Origin of the sequence: Mariniblastus fucicola (assembly GCF_008087665.1) — a bacterium.
Taxonomy (GTDB): domain Bacteria; phylum Planctomycetota; class Planctomycetia; order Pirellulales; family Pirellulaceae; genus Mariniblastus; species Mariniblastus fucicola.
This window is the reverse complement of the sequence record NZ_CP042912.1, coordinates 5,845,076-5,863,132: the sequence shown is the minus strand read 5'-3', so window position 1 is coordinate 5,863,132 and position 18,057 is coordinate 5,845,076. Positions and strand designations below refer to the sequence as shown.

At 53.9% G+C, this 18,057-nt stretch carries 12 protein-coding genes and 1 tRNA gene; 8 read left to right on the top strand and 5 right to left on the bottom strand.

Translation table 11 applies throughout. The features are described 5' to 3' along the window. Positions 1–21 precede the first annotated feature (21 nt). The 6 genes from fabF to MFFC18_RS21940 all read left to right on the top strand — a co-directional run bounded on the left by fabF (position 22) and on the right by MFFC18_RS21940 (position 8,395). On the top strand, positions 22–1,284 hold the full coding sequence (gene fabF / locus MFFC18_RS21965; RefSeq protein WP_075083736.1) for a beta-ketoacyl-ACP synthase II: 1,263 nt from the start codon (positions 22–24) through the stop codon (positions 1,282–1,284). A gap of 51 nt (positions 1,285–1,335) precedes the next feature. Beyond that, the gene (locus MFFC18_RS21960) at positions 1,336–2,277 is read left to right on the top strand and encodes an ABC transporter ATP-binding protein (RefSeq protein ID WP_075083737.1); all 942 of its coding nucleotides are present in this window, start codon (positions 1,336–1,338) and stop codon (positions 2,275–2,277) included. 4 nt (positions 2,278–2,281) lie between these two features. Beyond that, positions 2,282–3,328, top strand: coding sequence for an ABC transporter permease (locus MFFC18_RS21955; protein WP_075083738.1), 1,047 nt, complete (start codon positions 2,282–2,284; stop codon positions 3,326–3,328). Positions 3,329–3,908: 580 nt separating this feature from the next. Beyond that, positions 3,909–6,182 carry a DEAD/DEAH box helicase gene (locus MFFC18_RS21950; protein ID WP_084416989.1) on the top strand — a complete coding sequence of 758 codons (2,274 nt, stop codon included), beginning with the start codon at positions 3,909–3,911 and terminating at the stop codon, positions 6,180–6,182. A gap of 155 nt (positions 6,183–6,337) precedes the next feature. Continuing rightward, positions 6,338–8,122 (top strand): arylsulfatase, encoded by a 1,785-nt coding sequence (locus MFFC18_RS21945; RefSeq protein ID WP_084417038.1) that lies wholly within the window; start codon positions 6,338–6,340, stop codon positions 8,120–8,122. Positions 8,123–8,321: 199 nt separating this feature from the next. Then, positions 8,322–8,395: transfer RNA gene (locus MFFC18_RS21940), tRNA-Asp, on the top strand. Between the two features lie 289 nt (positions 8,396–8,684). Here MFFC18_RS21940 and MFFC18_RS21935 read toward each other — a convergent pair. The 5 genes from MFFC18_RS21935 to MFFC18_RS21915 form a co-directional block, all read right to left on the bottom strand. Continuing rightward, positions 8,685–10,595, bottom strand: a complete 1,911-nt coding sequence (locus MFFC18_RS21935; RefSeq protein ID WP_075083741.1) for a DUF4340 domain-containing protein — start codon at positions 10,593–10,595, stop codon at positions 8,685–8,687. 172 nt (positions 10,596–10,767) lie between these two features. Beyond that, positions 10,768–13,410, bottom strand: a complete 2,643-nt coding sequence (locus MFFC18_RS21930) for a Gldg family protein (protein ID WP_075083742.1) — start codon at positions 13,408–13,410, stop codon at positions 10,768–10,770. 193 nt (positions 13,411–13,603) lie between these two features. Further along, entirely contained in the window at positions 13,604–14,362 is a 759-nt protein-coding gene (locus MFFC18_RS21925) for an ABC transporter ATP-binding protein (RefSeq protein ID WP_075083743.1), read from the bottom strand. A gap of 45 nt (positions 14,363–14,407) precedes the next feature. Beyond that, on the bottom strand, positions 14,408–14,632 hold the full coding sequence (locus MFFC18_RS21920; RefSeq protein WP_075083744.1) for a carbon storage regulator: 225 nt from the start codon (positions 14,630–14,632) through the stop codon (positions 14,408–14,410). Between the two features lie 30 nt (positions 14,633–14,662). Then, on the bottom strand, positions 14,663–15,142 hold the full coding sequence (locus MFFC18_RS21915) for a hypothetical protein (RefSeq protein WP_075083745.1): 480 nt from the start codon (positions 15,140–15,142) through the stop codon (positions 14,663–14,665). Between the two features lie 343 nt (positions 15,143–15,485). Between MFFC18_RS21915 and MFFC18_RS21910 the strand changes: the two genes are divergently transcribed. Together MFFC18_RS21910 and MFFC18_RS21905 are read left to right on the top strand one after the other, a co-directional pair. Continuing rightward, on the top strand, positions 15,486–16,838 hold the full coding sequence (locus MFFC18_RS21910) for a sigma-54-dependent transcriptional regulator (protein WP_075083746.1): 1,353 nt from the start codon (positions 15,486–15,488) through the stop codon (positions 16,836–16,838). 172 nt (positions 16,839–17,010) lie between these two features. Continuing rightward, positions 17,011–18,006, top strand: coding sequence for an AAA family ATPase (locus MFFC18_RS21905; protein WP_075083747.1), 996 nt, complete (start codon positions 17,011–17,013; stop codon positions 18,004–18,006). Positions 18,007–18,057: the final 51 nt, after the last annotated feature.

The window sequence follows — 18,057 nt, the reverse complement described above, 5'->3', positions numbered from 1 at the left end:
GTTGAACCTCGGGATGCATCAATGAAACGGCGAGTGGTCGTAACAGGCGCTGGACTCATCACACCTCTCAGTTGTGATGTCGATGAAAGCTGGAAAAAGATTCTGGATTGCGAAAGCGGAATCCACGATATCGAATTGTTTGATACCTCAGACATCAAAGTCAAAATTGGCGGCGACGTTTGCGGTTGGGAGTACGGCGAAACTTCGGCGGAAGCCAGAAAGATTGATCGCTATTCCCAGTTCGCCATGGTGGCGGCAGCTGATGCCGTGAAAGCTTCTGGCCTGGAACTCGATGAGTCAGGCCGTGTCGTGTTTGACAGTCCCAAGGCTGCGTCACGGTTCGGTGTGGTGCTGGGTTCGGGTATCGGTGGCATGACCACCATCTATGATCAAATGAGTCGCCTGATCCAGAAAGGTCCCGGTCGTGTTTCGCCGATGACCATTCCCAAGCTGATGCTTAATGCCGGCGGTGGATTGCTGGCGATCAAATATGGTTTGTACGGGCCCAATTACAGTGTCGCAACGGCCTGTGCGAGTGCCGCCAACGCAATCGGAAACTCAATCTATCTAATTCGCGACAACGTCTGCGATCAGCTAATCACAGGAGGCAGTGAAGCCGCGATGACGCGCATGGCGCTGGCCGCTTTCGCCAATATGAGAGCCCTGTCGACGCGTAATGATGATCCGGAGCACGCGAGTTGTCCTTTCGACAGCAAACGCGATGGCTTTGTGTTTTCTGAAGGCGCTGGCATCGTTGTCGTTGAGGAACTGGAGACCGCGAAAGCTCGCGGCGCGAACATCCTTGCAGAAGTAGCCGGGTTTGGAACCAGTTGCGACGCAGGTCATATCACGTCACCTGATGAAGAGGGCAGGGGAGCGGCCCAGGCAATGCAGGCCGCGCTCGATGACGCTGAAATCAAGGCGGGAGACATCGACTATATCAACGCTCACGGAACAAGTACGCCGTTAGGTGACAAAGCGGAAACGCGAGCCATCAAAACCGTGTTTGCCGATTCTGCAAACACCGTTGCCATCAGCAGCACCAAAAGTCAGCTGGGGCACTCGCTGGGAGCCACCGGCGGCATCGAAATGATTTTGTGCATCAAGGCGATTCAGGAAGGCATCGTTCCGCCGACTGCAAACCTGACCGATCCTGATCCCGATTGCGATCTCGACTATACGCCGCTCAAACCGAAAGAGCGTGACATCACTTACGCGATGAGCAACAGTTTTGGATTCGGTGGTCACAACGCATCGGTCATTGTCAAGAAGTACGTCGAGTAATTCGACGCGTCCGTTTCGCCAAATGAGTCAACCAGCGATTGGAATCGAAACATGACTCTTGCGATCGATTGCCAGAATTTGGTCAAAACGTATCCCGGGAAACCGCCCGTCGAAGCGGTCCGGGGCATCGACTTTCAGGTCAAAGTCGGCGAATGCTTTGGCGTCCTCGGCCCCAACGGCGCCGGCAAAACGACGACCATCGAAATCCTCGAAGGGCTGCTTCCCGCAACGTCCGGAACCGCTTCGATTCTTGGAATGGACTGGCGTGCCAATGCCTCAAAGATCCGCGAACGCATCGGCGTCTCGTTGCAGGAAACTCAGCTTAGCGATCGACTGACCGTAGGTGAAACGCTTCGCCTGTTCCGCAGTTTCTACTCCTCCGGCATCACGCCAGACGAAGCCATGCGTCGCGTTTCGCTAGAGGCCAAAGAAAACAGCTGGATCAAAACGCTCTCTGGTGGCCAGAAGCAACGGCTCGCTGTCGCCACGGCGCTCGTCGGCGACCCCGAACTGATCTTTCTGGATGAGCCAACCACCGGACTTGATCCGACCAGTCGCCGGCAGCTTTGGGAGATCATCGAATCCTTCAAGGCTCAGAATCGAACCGTCATGCTGACGACACACTACATGGAAGAAGCCGAGCGGCTGTGCGATCGCGTCGCGGTTTTTGATGCTGGAAAAATCATTGCCGAAGGTTCGCCGCAGAAACTGATTCAGTCGCTGGGAGCCAACCACGTGATCGAATTCTCTGTCGGTGATTCCTCCGACGGGAAATCGGTCGACTGGATTGAGCGACTTCCTTCGGTCAGTCAGGTTCAGGTCGATGAAGACAACATTCGCATCACCGCGGATTATTTGCACGAAGTTTTGCCGGGTTTGGTTGCCGGCCTGGAACGGGAAAAGATTTCCTTGACGGGACTTTCGACGCGCGAAGCGACTTTGGAAGACGTCTTCGTCAATCTGACCGGCAAGCATCTTTCGGATGGGACGTAGCAGTATGAAAACAGTCCATCCCGTGCTTGCGTTTTCCATCGCCCGGCTGAAGGAATTTGTGCGTCGCCCCGAAGCCATGTTTTGGGTCTACTTCTTTCCGGTTCTGATGGCCATCGTGTTGGGCGTCGCCTTTCGCAATCAACCCAGGGAAGCGATTCCCGTCAACGTCGTCGAAGGTCCGCAGGCTCAGCAGTTGATGCAGCGTCTGGAAAAGCTTGACGACATCGAGCCCGAGCTAACGTCGCTTGAGTCAGCCCGTTTGCGGTTGCGAACCGGCAAGATATTGTTGGCCGTTACACCAGGCGAATCTGGTAACGATTTGACTTACGAGTTCGATCCTCAGCGGCCCGGCAGCATCGAAGCGCGAGAGTCCGTCGATGCAAGGTTGCAGGAAGCGTTGGGGCGCGAAGACGTTTTCGCCAGCAGCGACGTGCACTTTTCCCAACCTGGCGGGCGATACATTGACTTTCTGATTCCCGGACTGTTGGCGATGGGGCTGATGGGAGGCGGGCTGTGGGGAGTTGGTTTTGGCATCGTTGACATGCGTATCCGCAAACTGCTGAAGCGGTTCATGGCGACGCCGATGAAGCGGACGCACTTTCTGTTGTCGATGTTGCTGAGCCGGTTGGTGTTCATGATTCCGCAAATCGTCATCCTGCTGGTGTTCGCGTATCTGTGTTTCGGAGTTCGCGTCTACGGAAGCTGGCCGGCGTTGGCGATTGTCATCCTGTTCGGTGCCTTTGAGTTTGCTGCGATTGGATTGCTGGTCGGTTCACGAGCTCGCACCGCAGAGACGGCTTCGGGGTTGATGAATTTGGTGATGCTGCCGATGTGGACGCTGTCCGGGATCTTTTTCTCCTACGAACGATTTCCGGAGATCGTCCATCCGATCATTCGGTTGCTGCCGCTGACGCCCGTGATCGATGCCTTGCGAGCCATCATGTCGGATGGGAAAACGCTGGTTGATGTACTGCCGGAGATCGGAGTGATTGCTGTCTGGTGCGTCGTTCCTTTCTTCCTCGCGTTGGCGATCTTCCGCTGGAACGATTAACGTCGGAAGTGCTGTCGAATGGCGGGCTCGAGAGCCGAACAGTTAGTTGCCCGAGCGATAGCTGTCGCGCGGTCAGCCTGATGAAATTCGCACCGGTCTATCCAAGCTGTCCAAGCGAGATCCTTCGATTCGAATCCTGGGCCGAACTCCAGCCTCAACCGTTCGAAGGAGCTTCGGGGTATGATTCCAACTTCCGCCGTCGTCCAACCGTCAAAACCCCACTTTCAAAATTTTGTCCTTTTCCTCTGGCGGCAATCGGACTACGATTCGGGCTGTGAAAGAGAGTCCTCGGGCCGAAACGGACCTGAATGCCAGACTTTTTCCGGTCGATTTGATCGTCAGTTTGCGAACTTGACGATGTTCGACAGGTCTTTCACTTAGCGACCAGTCTTCTCATGTCGTGGTATCTCCCACGACGGCACGTGATATGAAGCGGCGTCGCACCTTTTATTGCGTACGCCCGTGAACCGACGTTAACTGTCGATGACTCTGTCATTACGTTCGCACCGCATCCGCAAACGTATTCACCTACAGCCGGCAAGGATATTCCTCCGCGCTGACTTCATCATTACGGAACCTCATGACTCCAAACTCTGAAAACAACGAAACCAAAAAATCAATTCCAACCGTCGTCGTATTTGACACTCCGGACAACGACGAAGCTCAATCGCAGAGCCAAACTCAGCCCAAAGTGGAAGTTGAAACACAAGTCGAAGTCGCCCAACCAAAGAAAACGCTGTCGGAAGAAATTCTTGCATCGGCTGCCGCGACTGCCAGCGTAGAGACCGCCACTGAAGAAGCTGAATCCAAAAAAGGTGACGCGAAACAGGCCGAAACCGCACAAGATGCTGAACCGGCGAAAGTTGCTTCGGAAGCAAGCGCTGACGAAGCTCAGGCGAAAACGAAAGCCGAAGAAATCGTCGTCGAGCCTGGCAAGGTTGAAAAAATTCCAGCTGAAACTGCGACCGCTGCTGCCGAGCGAGAGGACAACCGTGTCCGCTTTCGCGATTTGCCGTTGTCGTCCAACGTCGTTAAGGCCGTTGAAAAATCTGGCTATGAGTTTCCGACTGCGATTCAGGAACAGATCATCCCGCACATGCTTGACGGCCGTGATGTGATGGCTCAATCCCAAACGGGTTCCGGAAAGACTGCTGCTTTCGCGCTTCCGATTCTCTCAAAGCTCGATACCAATACGAAACTTCCACACGTTCTGGTGCTTGCTCCCACCCGTGAGCTGGCGATTCAGGTTGCCGAGTCATTCGAGAAGTACGCCTCGCAAATTCCAAGGTTCTCAGCCGTCGCGATTTACGGTGGTCAGGACTATGAAGTCCAGTTCCGTAAACTTCGTCGTGGCGTTCAAGTCGTTGTCGGAACGCCGGGCCGGGTCATCGACCACATCAAACGTGGCACTCTGGACCTGAGTAAACTGACCACGCTGGTGCTCGACGAAGCGGACGAGATGCTCAACATGGGTTTTCTCGATGACGTTGAATACGTTCTGACAAAGACGCCTCGCGACCGCCAGGTGACGCTGTTCTCGGCCACCTTCAACAATGACATCAAAAAGATCGCTCAGCGTTATCTCAACGATCCGATCCAAATCAAGATTCAGCGCAAAACGATCACCGCGGATTCGATTCGCCAGCGAGCCATCATTTGCTCCAACCGGGACAAAATTGACTTGTTGATTCAAATGCTGGAAGTCGAAGAGACCGACGGCGTTCTTGTTTTCACCCGAACCAAAGACGCAACGATTCAGGTCGCCGAACAGCTCAACCGGGCCGGGCTGAAAGTCGCGGCTCTCAATGGTGACATGCCGCAAAAGACCCGCGAGCGAACGATCGATCGACTCAAAGCAGAACGGCTCGATATCGTGGTCGCAACGGATGTTGCTGCTCGTGGTCTGGACGTGACGCGAGTCAGCCACGTTTTCAACTACGATCTTCCCGAAGGCAGCGAGCCTTACATTCACCGCGTTGGGCGAACTGGTCGCGCGGGTCGCAAAGGCGAAGCCATCATTTTCGTGACGCACGCACAGCGTGGCAAACTGCGGATGATTGAGCGGGCTACGAAAAAGACGATCGAGATCGTTGATCCGCCTTCTTCGAAGCACATCAATGCGATGCGTGTCAAAACGCTTCGTGACACGATCACCAAAACGATCGCAGAATCAGATTTGACGCGATTCGAAAAACTGATCGCCAGTCACGCTGAGGAAACCGGCGAGTCGATGGATAAAATCGCTGCAGCTCTGGCCTTCATCGGCCAACGTGGCGAAGAATTCTTCTCAACGGACAAACCCAAGCGTCAGCGTCGCGAGCGTGATGATTTCGATGGCCGCGGCGAACGCGAACCACGGGGGCGTCGAGAAAGCCGTCCTCCTGAATCGGGCATGACTCGCTACCGTATCGAAGTCGGTCGCCGTGACGGAGTGAAGCCTGGAAATATTGTCGGCGCTGTCGCCAACGAAGCCGGAATCGAAGGCAAGTCCATCGGTCCGATTCAGATTTACTCGGCTCACACAACAATCGATCTGCCATCGGGAATGCCTGACGACGTTCGCGATATTTTGGAAAACACTCGAGTTGTCGGCCGCGAGCTTCGTATCCGCGAAGCGACTCCCAAGGACGAGATTCAGGAAGATCGCGGTCGTGGTCGCGGTGGATTCTCTGGCGGACGTGGCCGCAACGATCGACGTGGCGGTGGAGGAGGACGCGATTCGCGTGGTGGCCGTGATTCTCGCGGCGGCGGTGGTGGACGCGATTTCCGTGGAGGAAAGAAAGACTTTCGCGGCAAGAAGAAGCCCGGCGGTCGAACTTTCGCCAAAGTAAAAAGCAAGCGTCAAAGCGACTAACCCTCGTTAGAAGACAAAGCCACAACGGCCAAGAACTTAAATTCGATTCATAACGACGGTTTCCAGCCGTCGTTTTTTTGTCGGTGTCGCGATTCGGCTAAGATGTTGGAATCAAACCTTTCCACTGGTTGCCGGGAGAACAAATGCAACGGTTGATGAAATTTGGATTGTCGTTGGCCGTCACGTTTGCGGCCTCATCCTTCACTGTCTTTGCGCTTTCGGCTGCAGAAACCGAATCTGAAACCTCTCCCAATGTCATCGTCATTCTCACCGACGATCAGGGCTGGGGAGACCTGAGCTTGCACGGCAACCCGAACCTTTCGACACCACATCTTGATCAGCTTGCCCGCCAGGGCGCGCAAATTGAAAACTTCTACGTTTGTCCGGTCTGCTCACCGACGCGTGCGGAATTTCTCACCGGACGCTACCACACCAGGATGAACGTCTTCAGCACTTCGGCGGGTGGCGAAAGAATCAACGCTGACGAACAAACCATCGCCGACGTGTTTCGAGACGCCGGTTACTCGACGGCGGGCTTTGGAAAGTGGCATAACGGAATGCAGTTTCCGTATCACCCTAACGCTCGCGGCTTCGATGAGTTCTACGGATTCTGCAGCGGACACTGGGGGCATTACTTCTCGCCGATGCTGGAACACAATGGCGAAATTGTTCAGGGGGACGGATTCCTGCCCGACGACCTGACCAATCGAGCCATTCAGTTTATCGACAAAAGCAAGAGCAAGCCGTTCTTTGTCTATCTCGCGCTCAACACGCCACACTCTCCGATGCAGGTTCCCGAAAAGTACTGGAATCGCTTTCGCGACAAGGAAATCGTGCCCGATCCCGCGCCTGAAAATCAAAAAGGCATCGCACTCGAACACACGCGAGCAGCTTTGGCCATGTGTGAGAACATCGATCACAACGTCGGGCGTCTGATGCAGCATCTGGATCAATCGCAGCGAACTGACAGCACGATCGTAGTTTACTTTTGCGATAACGGTCCCAACGGAAAACGTTTCAACGGCGGGATGCGAGGTCGCAAAGGTTCCACGTTCGAAGGCGGTGTGCGGTCTCCCTGCTTCGTTCGCTATCCAAAGTCAATCAAACCTGGCACCGAAGTGAAACGCATTAGCGCGACGATCGATCTGCTGCCGACGCTTGCCGAAATGGCGGGTATTGGACTCAACAGCCCAAAACCGCTCGACGGCGTTTCGATCAAACAGGCTCTCGAAGGCGACGCTTCCACCCCCGACCGGTTCCTGTTCAGTGCTTGGAACGGCAAGACCACGGTTCGCTCGCAAACTCACCGGATGCAGCGCGATGGATCGCTGTTTGATCTGCGAAACGACCCGGGCGAACAAAACAACGTTGCCAAATCACAACCTGAGATCGCAATGAAGCTCGGCAAAGCTCTTGCCGATTGGGAAAAGGAAACTTCTCCCAAACCCGCAAAATCGCGGCTGACTCGTCCGTTCACGCTCGGCCATCAAGACGCCGTTTGGACGCAACTTCCTGCCCGCGACGCCACGCCGACCGGAACGATTACTCGCAGCAATCGCTATCCGAACTGCACGTTCATGGAGAATTGGACGGATACCGAAAGCCAGATAATTTGGGACGTTGATGTGTTGGCAGCGGGAAATTTCGAAGTCCAGATGTACTACAGTTGCGATGCGGACGACGTCGGATCGACGGTTCGTTTGAGCTGTGGCGATGCGACGCTGTCGGCTGAAATCACGATCGCCAATGAAGTGCCTTTAATCGGAGCGGCTGAAGACAGGTTCGAGCGTGCCGAGGGTTATGTACGTCGCTGGAAGCCGATGGATTTGGGGAAAATTAAGCTCAAAGCGGGGCGTCAGAAGCTCGTTTTGCAAGCCGAGGAAGTTGTCGGAGATCAGGTGGCGAACATGCGATTATTGATGTTTCGGCGGGTCGATTGATTCGTTTGTTTGCCAGAATTGCCTTCAGAATCGCGAAACGGAGCCTGTTGAAACTGTCCTTTGTGCAGGATTGTCACGACTTTCAGGATTAGACTTCAGAACCGGTGTACAAAGCTCCGAAATCCATTGGAAATAAGCCCGGATTTGAGCTTGAAATTGTCAGTCCGGGCAGGCAGAATATGCCCCTGCCAAAAAACGAGGCGCAGTAGCTCAATTGGTTAGAGTCCCGGACTGTCGATCCGGAGGTTGCGGGTTCGAGTCCCGTCTGCGTCGCTTGGAGAAAGCCCCGGAAGCATTATGTTTGCCGGGGCTTTTTCGTGTTCTGGCCACTTCTCGGCCGAGTCCTTGTTTGTGCTCCAGTAGGCCTGTTTTTATTTCTCGGCGGCCAAAACTAGCCGGCGACAAAGGATTTCTGCCGGGGCGGAAAGGACTTGCCCATATCAGGTTCGCTCGGAGTGATAAACCGGTTCTGGGAGGGTCGGTAAAAAGCGGAGACCAAAAAGAGCGAGGCAGGTTGATACCATGCCTCGCTCGCAGCCATCGGAAGGGTTGGTGCTACGCGTTACTTTTCTTTGTCAATGTCGTCCTCCTTTTCGTTAGTTTCATTGCTATATAGAACTGTGGCCTCTTCGGCAGTTTCTTCCTCAGTGGTTTCCGGGCCAGATTCCTGCTTGTCGGGTTTCTGATCAACAAAGGCATCGCGACTCAGAGCCAGCTGGTCGTAGGAGTCGCCTGAAATCACGTAGTACCACTTCGCGAAACGACGGTTAAGCTCCTCAGCCTTTTCCTCTCCCGCTTTGGTCTTGGCTTGAAAGTCGTCGTACTTTTTCAGGGCCGATTCGTATTCCGATTTCGCGGTGTTGTGCTCGGCGTGAAGCTGCTCGAGTTCGCTTGGCTCCTTCTCAGCGGATTCCTCTGACTCTTCAGATGATGAGTCATCTAAATCAGATTCCAATTCGGTTTCATCGCTCTCAACTGCCTGTTCGCCCGCGTTCTCTTCATCTTCAGCCGTTTCTGCGGCTTCCGACTCCAGTTCGGTCAGACGCTCAGGTTTCACTGGCTCCTCAGGTTTCGCTGGTTCGTCGCCCAGCAAACTTTTGTCAAAGTCAACTCGGACAAAAACGTAGCGGCCTGGCCTTGAGCTGGATTTCTCATCGGAAGTTTGATCGTCAGCACCGGTATCGGATTCAGTCGTCTCGTCTGTCGCGTTGGCTTCTTCGGATTCAGATTCGGAGTCGTTCGGCGTTGCGTTTGTCGAAACAAAGCCAACTTCCAGCTCTTCCTGCGAACCCGTAAAGACGCGCCCGAAATGCAGTCGATAAACGAGACCGTCCTTGGTGCCAGCGAGCAGTTCACCTTCACGAGCAATCAACTTCAGCTGGTCCTTGTCGTCGCCTCCAGCTGGCTGCAGCAGAAAACCGCTGGACAGCAGATCCGCTTGCAGACGCTCCACGCCAGCCTGAGAACTCATGATCGCACGGTCCAGTTTCAGGTCGGGCGTCAAGCCTTTTTGCTTTGGGCGAACGCCGGTGATTTCGAGATTTGCGATCTCGCTTAACGTGTCACGAATCGCGTCTTTGTTCAATTCTTCTTTCTGTTCGTCAAGCGAATCCAGTAACCAATCGTTGCCGCTGTCTTCGCGGCTCAACTGAGTGATTTCGCTTTGCGTCAAACTGCCGCTAAGCTCATCGAAGGAATAGTCGTTGACCGTGACGCGGCGCACATCACTGCTGCTGAGGTCGAACAAATCGGTGTCGATCCAGTCGGTGAACCTGGTGGAAAGATCCACGTCCAGCGTCGTGATGTAGACTTCGTCTTCTTCAGGATGCCGAACGTAGAACTGGTCGAATTCTCCTTCGACTTGATTGCCGACGACAAAGTCCGCCAGCACAGAATCGTTGTCGCCGCGAAGCGTTAGCCTTTGTCCAACGCCTTCGACTTCATCGACGCTCAGCGTATCGCGACGCGGGTCAATCACGCCGTACTTTGCGTGATCCGCAGCCCACCGTGTCACCATGGCTCCCCGCTCAACTCCAATCACTGAACTGGCGGTATCAGCAAGTTGATCTTCGGCGTCCGCAGGATAGTTGTGGTGCGAAGGAATGACCCATTGTCCGCTGTCGACTTTCTCGACTTTGAATTGGCGAGGCGTCACGGTGTTGGCGTCAACCGTCGAAAGCTCCAGTGACGTGGCGAGTGTTGGATCCACGAATTCGGCAAAGAATTTCTGGCCGACTTTTCCGTACTCGGCAATTTCCGCCGGTTTGTTCAGCCACGCAAATCCGGCCGTCACGCCCAGACAAAGAGCCGCGGCGCCGATGTAGATACCGGTTGTGGCCCAGCCTGTTTTGTTAGGGCCGACAAAAGTTTCGCGAACGCCAGTGGGGAAGAGTTGGCCAAATGTGAAACGTGGTTTGGTGTGGCCGTTTTCGGACGGTTTCAGTTCAGGTTTTGATTCAGCGGTTGATGACATGAGTTCGTTCCTGTTTGCATGAGTGATTTGTTGAAAATGGCAACCGGGAATGCCGCTCGGGTTTCGCCTCCTCAGGTTTTCTGTGGAGGTGTTGAAGCCTCAAGTTTCGTCCGTGGGGCGATACACATCAGCAGCAAGCCCCGGTTGCCCAAAGATCGAATCAAGACGACGTTTAATCTCGCCGACGGGATTCGGTCACGTTTTTCTTCTCCGCCTGAGTCCGTTGGAAGAACACGACCAAACCCATCAGCATTGCGGGCACCGCGGGTAGCCAGGTGGCCCAACTGCGAATGCCCGACTCCAAAGATTTGATCTGCCGATTCGTTTGAGCTCGTATCTTGCGGATCTCGTCGTTTTTTCGCTGCTCGATTTGGGCTTCGGCAAGACTAAAGCGTTGTTGCTCGGCCTGCTGAGCGGCATTGAGCATCTGCGCCTTCGCGATCGGATCGAGATCATCGTTCTCCTGAATCTCTTTGACGCGTTTGCCAAGTTCCTCACGTCGTTTCGCCAGTTCGGCAATCGCATCGGCGTCGGATTTCGCTTCGGCGCGATTGGCTTCTTCGAGGAAAACCCGTTTTTGGCTTTCGACTCGAGTCAGCGTTCGGTGTTTCGCACGGCGACTGCGAAGAGCAATGAATGACTCATCGCCGACCAGCGAATCGACGGCATTGAGGACGAAAGGAACGTTGTCGAACGTGATGCCAAGGTTGCCCAGATTTCGCTCCTGAAAAAAGAAGTCAGAAATCATGTCTATGTCGGCAACGTAGATCGCGTTGAGCTTGTCGCCTTCTTTCGTGGATTTGACTTGTGCCGCCAGAGCATGAGCAAAGGAATCCATGCGTCGAACCGGGTTGCGTTTCGGATTCGCCGCGGATTGCATGCTGAACATGTTGAAGCCACCTTCGTCCACGAACTCGTTCCATCGCAGGATACCGGATTCGGCAGAAGTGCGAATCAGCGGCGTGAAGTCAATCTCGTGATCCTCAAGCACGTTGCTCTGCGAAACGGTTCCTGAGTAGATTGCGATGATCTCTTGCAGGCCTTGCGTTGCGACGTGATCGGCCGAGAACGCGTCGGCGTTGTTGTCGCGAGTCGCAAAAACGTACTCGTACGGCAAGTTTGAGAATTCGGGATGCGGATTGTTGGCGTCGAAGACAACCTGGTCGTAGTCCCAAACGATGCCCAAAGCTTGCGTCAGCTTCGAGGCGCGACCATCACTGGCTTTCTGTTCGCCACGAGCACTACCACCCATCATTCCGCCACCCGAACTTTTTGGTTGTCGCGGCGCATTGCTGACCCCAAAACCGTTGTTGAACGTCAGCGGAAACGGGTCGTCGAAGATCAGAGCCGGCTGGCCAGATTTGACATAGTCGACAAGGTTCTTCATTTCTGAATCGGTCAGCGATGAAGGCAGCACCGCCATCAGCACGTCGAACTCGTCAGCGTTGATTCTCGAAGAAGGCGAAATTTCCTTGACGTTGTACTGCTTCTTCAGCTCGGTCACGATCTGCCATTGCTGCGATCCGGTCAACTGAGCATCGGTGCGCAGAACCCCTACGGTGTGGCGTTCTTTCTCAGCGACCGTCTGCACACTACGCGTCAGTTCGTATTCGATCGGCAGACCTTTTCCGAAAAACGGGACGACAACTTTGTCGTAGCTGCTGATCACGACCGCTCCGAGGAAAACGTCGGCTTCACTGCGTCGGCCGTCACGCTGAGTCATCACTCGCTGTGGTTCAATGCCAAAATGTTCGGCTTCTTCGGCTTGCTCGCTAAACGGTTCGACATCGATGTAACGAACCTTCAGCTTGCTACCTCCCAACTCATCGAACTGCCGAAGCATACCGACCAGCTGTTTTCGTGTGTCGACATATTCGCGAGGCACGTCCGGGCTGAGGAAAGCCTGAATCTCGATCGGTCTCTCGGAATCCAGGTCGCTCAGGATCGTTTGCGTTGAATCAGACAGACTGAACAGCCTCTCCGAAGTCGCGTCGACGCGAAGTGCTGTGTATCCAGCCCAGGCTGTGGCACATGACAACATAATTCCCACGCAAATCGCGCGGATCGCGAACTGGATCGCCGTGCTGCGGCGCTGAGACGATCGCCAATGTCGCTTGCCGATCAGGACCATGTTGACGAACAGCATGAACAGCGTGAAGCCAAGAAAGTAGACGACGCCGGAGAGCGGAATGATGCCCATGCTGAAATCGCGGAACTGCTCCTGCATACTGAACTCTTCAAACAGTTCGCGGAACCCAAGAAACCCTCCCAGCTGACCGATGAAAACGGGAACGCTACAAAAAAGTACGCCCAGCACAAACGCAACTGCGGAACTGCCGGTCATCACCGAAGCCAACATGCCGGCGGCGCAAAGTGCGGCTCCGGCCATCCAGTAGCCAACGTAAGTCGTCGCGATCAATCCCCAGTCTGGGTTGCCGAGGAAAGCCAGCACGAAAATGTGGCTCAATGAAAACAGCAACGCCACCGTGTAAACGGCCAGAACGGAAAAGTATTTTCCCAGCAGGACTTCGCCGTCGGTGGCTGGCATGGTGAACAGTAGCTCGTCCGTTCCCGCCTTCTTTTCATCGGCCCAAACGCTCATCGTGATCGCCGGAATGATGAACAGCAACAACAGCGGGTACCAGGCTGAAAGTTGGTCGAGATTTGGTTCGTTGGCGGTGAAGAATCGCCCGTTGAACGCGAGAGCTGCTCCGGCGACGACGAAAGCGATGATGAACAGATAACCAATCACTCCCGAGAAATAGCTGGAGAAGTTTCGACGGAATATCGAACGAATGACTTGGAATCTTGGCATCGTATTTCCTCTATTTCAAAGCATGACGATGAAGTTGAACGAATTCAAAAATGCCGGGCGTGACCTGCCGCCCGGCTTGGAGACAACAATCGCATCCGCCACCTACCTCGGACGGACTCTGCATGTCAGGTCCCATGCAGACCAACACAATGCACGTCGGAGATTCTTTCCGACCAATGAACGCTGGAAACGTTTATGCGGTCACCAGCGTGAGCTCGTGAAACTTGCCTTCGAGAACATCATCGCTGTCTCCAAGCTCACTCGTTGGACCATCGAACACCAAACGGCCTTCGTTGATCAACAGCACACGACTGCAGCACGCATGAACCTCACGCAAAATATGCGTCGACAGCAAAATCGTTTTTGTCTCTGCCAACTCTTCGATCAGTTCGCGAACACCACGAACCTGATTCGGATCAAGACCGCTGGTTGGTTCATCGAGGATCAAAACGTCGGGGTCGTGCAACAACGCCTGAGCCATTCCAATACGTTGCCGAAAACCGCGCGAGAGCTTGCCGATCGGTTTGTGCCAAACTTCTTTCAGCGAACACATCCGAGCCACGTAGTCCAAACGCTCGTTCAAAAACGCGGATCCCAGGCAGCGGGTTTCGCCAACGTAGCTGAGGAAGGAGAGCGGCGTCATTTCCGGATAAAGCGGGCCATTTTCGGGCAAGTATCCCAGTCGATCCGCTGCTTTGAGGCGGTCGGAATCGCCATCAAAGCCCGCGATTCGAGCCTCGCCTTCGCAGGGCGCCAGATAGCCGGTCAACATTTTCATCGTCGTTGATTTACCGGCTCCGTTGGGTCCGAGAAACGCACAGACCTGTCCGCGAGGCACCGCAAACGAAATGTTTTGAGCCGCCGCAAAATCTCCGTAGAACTTTCCCAGGCCGATCGCCTCGATCATCAGGTCGGGTTGTTGGTCATGCTGGTTTTCATCTGTGTGAATCATTTCAGTCTCCGCAATGCGTCAAAATTCATGATGTTGTGATGTGGTTCAGGCAACCTGTTTCTTGAAACCCGAAAGATCTTCAGTCGGAATCTCGAATTCAGTTTGGAACTCTTTGCGAATCTCGTTAAGCTCACCTCGCAGGATGTGAATGTCCTGCGGAGCTTCAATTCCCAATCGAACCGTGTTGCCTTTGACGTTGAGCACCTTGATGTTGACTCCAAGTTCAGGAAGGCAAACTTCCTGTTCTATCTTTCGTGACAAAACAAGCATTTCGGGTCTCCTTTCCAGACAGTGTTTGAATCAATCGCCGACTCCAATGTCGACGTTGAATGCTTCGTAAACCAAATCCGCCTCTTTGGCCTGATGGTGCCTGAGTGCCGAAAGCAACCAGCTCATTCGTTGCCGCAAGTCTGCAAAACCGATCTGCTGCGTTTCACTCGAATCTTTATCGCTCGCATCTTTCATTTGGTCCTGCAACGCTGCGGCTTGATTAAACAAGCCATCGAATTCGGCACGCAAGTTCTTGATCCGCTTCAAGAGGTAAGGTTTTTCGAGTTTGATCTCTTCGATCAATCCATCATCGCGTTGAACGCATTCGCGAGATTCTTTCATGGCAGCCAGCAACAGGTCCAATGCCCTGTTAACTTCCTGCTGCCATTCAGTTTCTCGGCCCGGTGCGGCTTGTCCGAGACATGCTTCCAGGCGATGGATCGCGAACACCAGACGAACATGTTGCGTTCGATCGTCGTCTTTCGCGACGTCTCGTTCCGCTACCGTCATTGCTCTGCGAGTTGTGGAATGGTTGTGGATCATGGCGAATCGAAAACCGTGGATTTGAACAACTCATGCTTAGCAGCGCTCGTGCCAAAATCAGATTTTTGTAAACTCAATGATTCAAAGTGTTTTTCGATGGAAACGAGAAATAGGGGTACGTCAATTTGACGTAGTCGATGTGCCGTAGCTACGGCAAAATGACCAGTTCCAATTGCCCAGGCAAGAATCAACATTCGTTCAGCCAACTAGCCGATGGGACTGGCCCCGGTTTAAACGGACATCAACCGAAGCTAGGACCGAGCATCAAAATGAAAATTTGCGTAGCACACAGCGTGATGTATTTAAAACCATGATCGATGGGACGCCAAAACTTAAAGTTCTTCTTATCGACGACCAGCCAGACAGCTTGAATGCCATGTCCAGTCGACTGGAATCGGAAGGCTATGCGCCGATCGCGACTTCCGATGCTCAGTCCGCGTGGCAACATTTAGACGATGGTGTTGCGGTCGTTGTGACAGAATTGGATGTTGCGAAAACGAAAGGCGTCGAAGTTGTCCGATTCGCAAAGCAACATGCTCCGCACGCGATCGTGATTGTCGTATCAGCGGAACCAGACATCGGTCTTGCGGTCGCCGCGGTTCGCGAGGGAGCGTTTGACTATCTGACCAAGCCCGTTGATCCGTCGGATCTTGTTCATCGAATCGAAATGGCTTTGTCGCGTCGTCGCATGGCGGCGGAGATCGCTTCTCTACATTTGCAACTGAATGAGAAACACGGTCTTCAGAACATGGTCGGAAACAGCCCGGCGATGCGTTCCCTATATGAGAAAATTCGACTGGTGGCCGACACACGCAGCACCGTGCTTGTGACTGGTGAAAGCGGGACAGGAAAGGAACTGGTTGCTCGATCGATTCACCATTTAAGCAAGCGAAAGAACGAGTCCTGTATTCCGATCAACTGCGCCGCGATCCCGGAAACGCTTGTCGAAAGTGAACTTTTTGGACACGAAAAAGGTGCTTTCACCGGCGCGACGGATCGCAAACAGGGATTCTTCGAAGCCGCAACGAAAGGGACGCTTTTTATCGATGAGATTGGCGAACTGGAGCTTGGTTTGCAAGCCAAGTTGCTTCGCGCGATCGAAAATCGAACGATCATGCGAGTCGGCAGCACGAAGGAGACGTCTGTCGATGTTCGACTGGTCGCGGCAACGAATCGGGACCTCGCAGAGCATGTCAAAAACGGTCACTTTCGTGAGGACCTGTTCTACCGACTTAAGGTGGTGGAGCTAAAGCTGCCGCCACTTCGCCAGCGCAAAGAAGACATCGCACTTCTGGTCCAGCACTTCATTGCCGAAATTTCTGCCGACGCTGAGCGACCCGTCCGGGACATCGATACGGAAGCTTTGGAGATGATGAAAAACTATTCGTGGCCAGGCAACGTTCGCGAACTAAGAAACACGCTCGAAGGCATGATCGTGCTGTCGATGAAGCCCGTCATCGAAGCCAGCGATCTGCCGACCCACATTTCCAACCATAACGAGTCCCAGGCCATCATCAAGCCCGGCATGACGATGTCGGAGATCGAGAAAGAAGCAATCCGCAGAACGCTTCAGCACACCGGCGGCAACCGTACCAAATCTGCAGAGATCCTTGGCATCAGTTTACGAACGCTGCAGCGCAAAGTGAAAGAGTTTGGATTGTAAGCGGGCCGACACATCGAGATTCGGCGCGCACTTTGCAGAAGATTCGCCCAATCGACCCTGCTCACAAAAATTTCGAGGGTGATTTCACGTTTGGCAGCGACTACTTAAAGGGTCAAAGTCATCAGTGACGAATTGTCATTCAACTCATAGGGGCACTTTTTCCATGTCAACCATGTCTACCGGTGCGGAAATCGAACAGGCATCCGAGAAAATCAAATTGGCAAGCGAGCCTTTTCGTCGGATCGTTAGTCAAGTCAACCGCGTGCTTGTCGGCCAGGAACAGCTGGTCCACCGCATGCTCATTGGGCTGCTGACCGGAGGCCACCTGCTGATCGAAGGGGTTCCGGGGCTCGCCAAAACAACCGCTGTCGCAAGCTTGGCCAAAGCGATCGATACCGGCTTTCAGCGAATCCAATTCACACCTGACTTGCTGCCGGCCGACTTGATCGGGACTCAGGTCTACCGCCCACAGGAGCAAACATTCGTCGTTCAGAAAGGGCCGATCTTTTCAAACCTGATCCTTGCTGATGAAATCAATCGTGCACCGGCTAAAGTTCAAAGTGCACTTTTGGAGGCGATGCAGGAACGCCAGGTCACGATCGGTAGTGAAACGTTTGAGCTCGACAATCCGTTCCTTGTGATGGCGACACAGAATCCGGTCGAGCAAGAAGGCACTTATCCGCTACCGGAAGCGCAAACGGATCGCTTCATGCTGAAAGTGATTGTCGATTATCCGAACCGCGATGAAGAACTGCAGATCTTGCGTCGGATGAGCAAGACAGCAAGCAATGTAGAAATTGAGTCAGTAACCAACCCTGCCGAAATCCTCGCGGCCCGCGAACTGATCGATCAGATTCATGTCGATGAAAAGGTCGAAGGCTACATCGTCGATCTGATTATGGCGACGCGTTCTCCGGAGTCTTACGGATTGAATTTGTCACCGATGATCCAGTTTGGCGGATCGCCGCGAGCCACGATTAACCTCGCGTTGGCAGCGAAAGCGAACGCGTTTCTTGCAGGAAGAGCATATGTGACGCCATCAGATGTGCGGGAACTTGCGATGGACATTTTGCGTCACCGAGTCGCTGTGACCTACGAAGCGGAAGCCGAAGAGTTAACTTCGGAGTCAATCGTTTCCCAGATCCTGAATCACGTTCCGATGCCGTAACGTTAGACAAAATTGATCGGTTCAGTTCGCAGTAAATGGTGACGGCTATCC

Bases quoted from the DNA above. Each gene is read 5' to 3' on its own strand.
- MFFC18_RS21905 (WP_075083747.1), top strand. From the start codon at position 17,011: ATGTCTACCGGTGCGGAAATCGAACAGGCATCCGAGAAAATCAAATTG.
- MFFC18_RS21950 (WP_084416989.1), top strand. From the start codon at position 3,909: ATGACTCCAAACTCTGAAAACAACGAAACCAAAAAATCAATTCCAACC.
- MFFC18_RS21935 (WP_075083741.1), bottom strand. From the start codon at position 10,595: ATGTCATCAACCGCTGAATCAAAACCTGAACTGAAACCGTCCGAAAAC.
- MFFC18_RS21955 (WP_075083738.1), top strand. From the start codon at position 2,282: ATGAAAACAGTCCATCCCGTGCTTGCGTTTTCCATCGCCCGGCTGAAG.
- MFFC18_RS21925 (WP_075083743.1), bottom strand. From the start codon at position 14,362: ATGATTCACACAGATGAAAACCAGCATGACCAACAACCCGACCTGATG.
- fabF (WP_075083736.1), top strand. From the start codon at position 22: ATGAAACGGCGAGTGGTCGTAACAGGCGCTGGACTCATCACACCTCTC.
- MFFC18_RS21910 (WP_075083746.1), top strand. From the start codon at position 15,486: ATGATCGATGGGACGCCAAAACTTAAAGTTCTTCTTATCGACGACCAG.
- MFFC18_RS21960 (WP_075083737.1), top strand. From the start codon at position 1,336: ATGACTCTTGCGATCGATTGCCAGAATTTGGTCAAAACGTATCCCGGG.
- MFFC18_RS21945 (WP_084417038.1), top strand. From the start codon at position 6,338: ATGAAATTTGGATTGTCGTTGGCCGTCACGTTTGCGGCCTCATCCTTC.
- MFFC18_RS21930 (WP_075083742.1), bottom strand. From the start codon at position 13,410: ATGCCAAGATTCCAAGTCATTCGTTCGATATTCCGTCGAAACTTCTCC.
- MFFC18_RS21920 (WP_075083744.1), bottom strand. From the start codon at position 14,632: ATGCTTGTTTTGTCACGAAAGATAGAACAGGAAGTTTGCCTTCCTGAA.
- MFFC18_RS21915 (WP_075083745.1), bottom strand. From the start codon at position 15,142: ATGACGGTAGCGGAACGAGACGTCGCGAAAGACGACGATCGAACGCAA.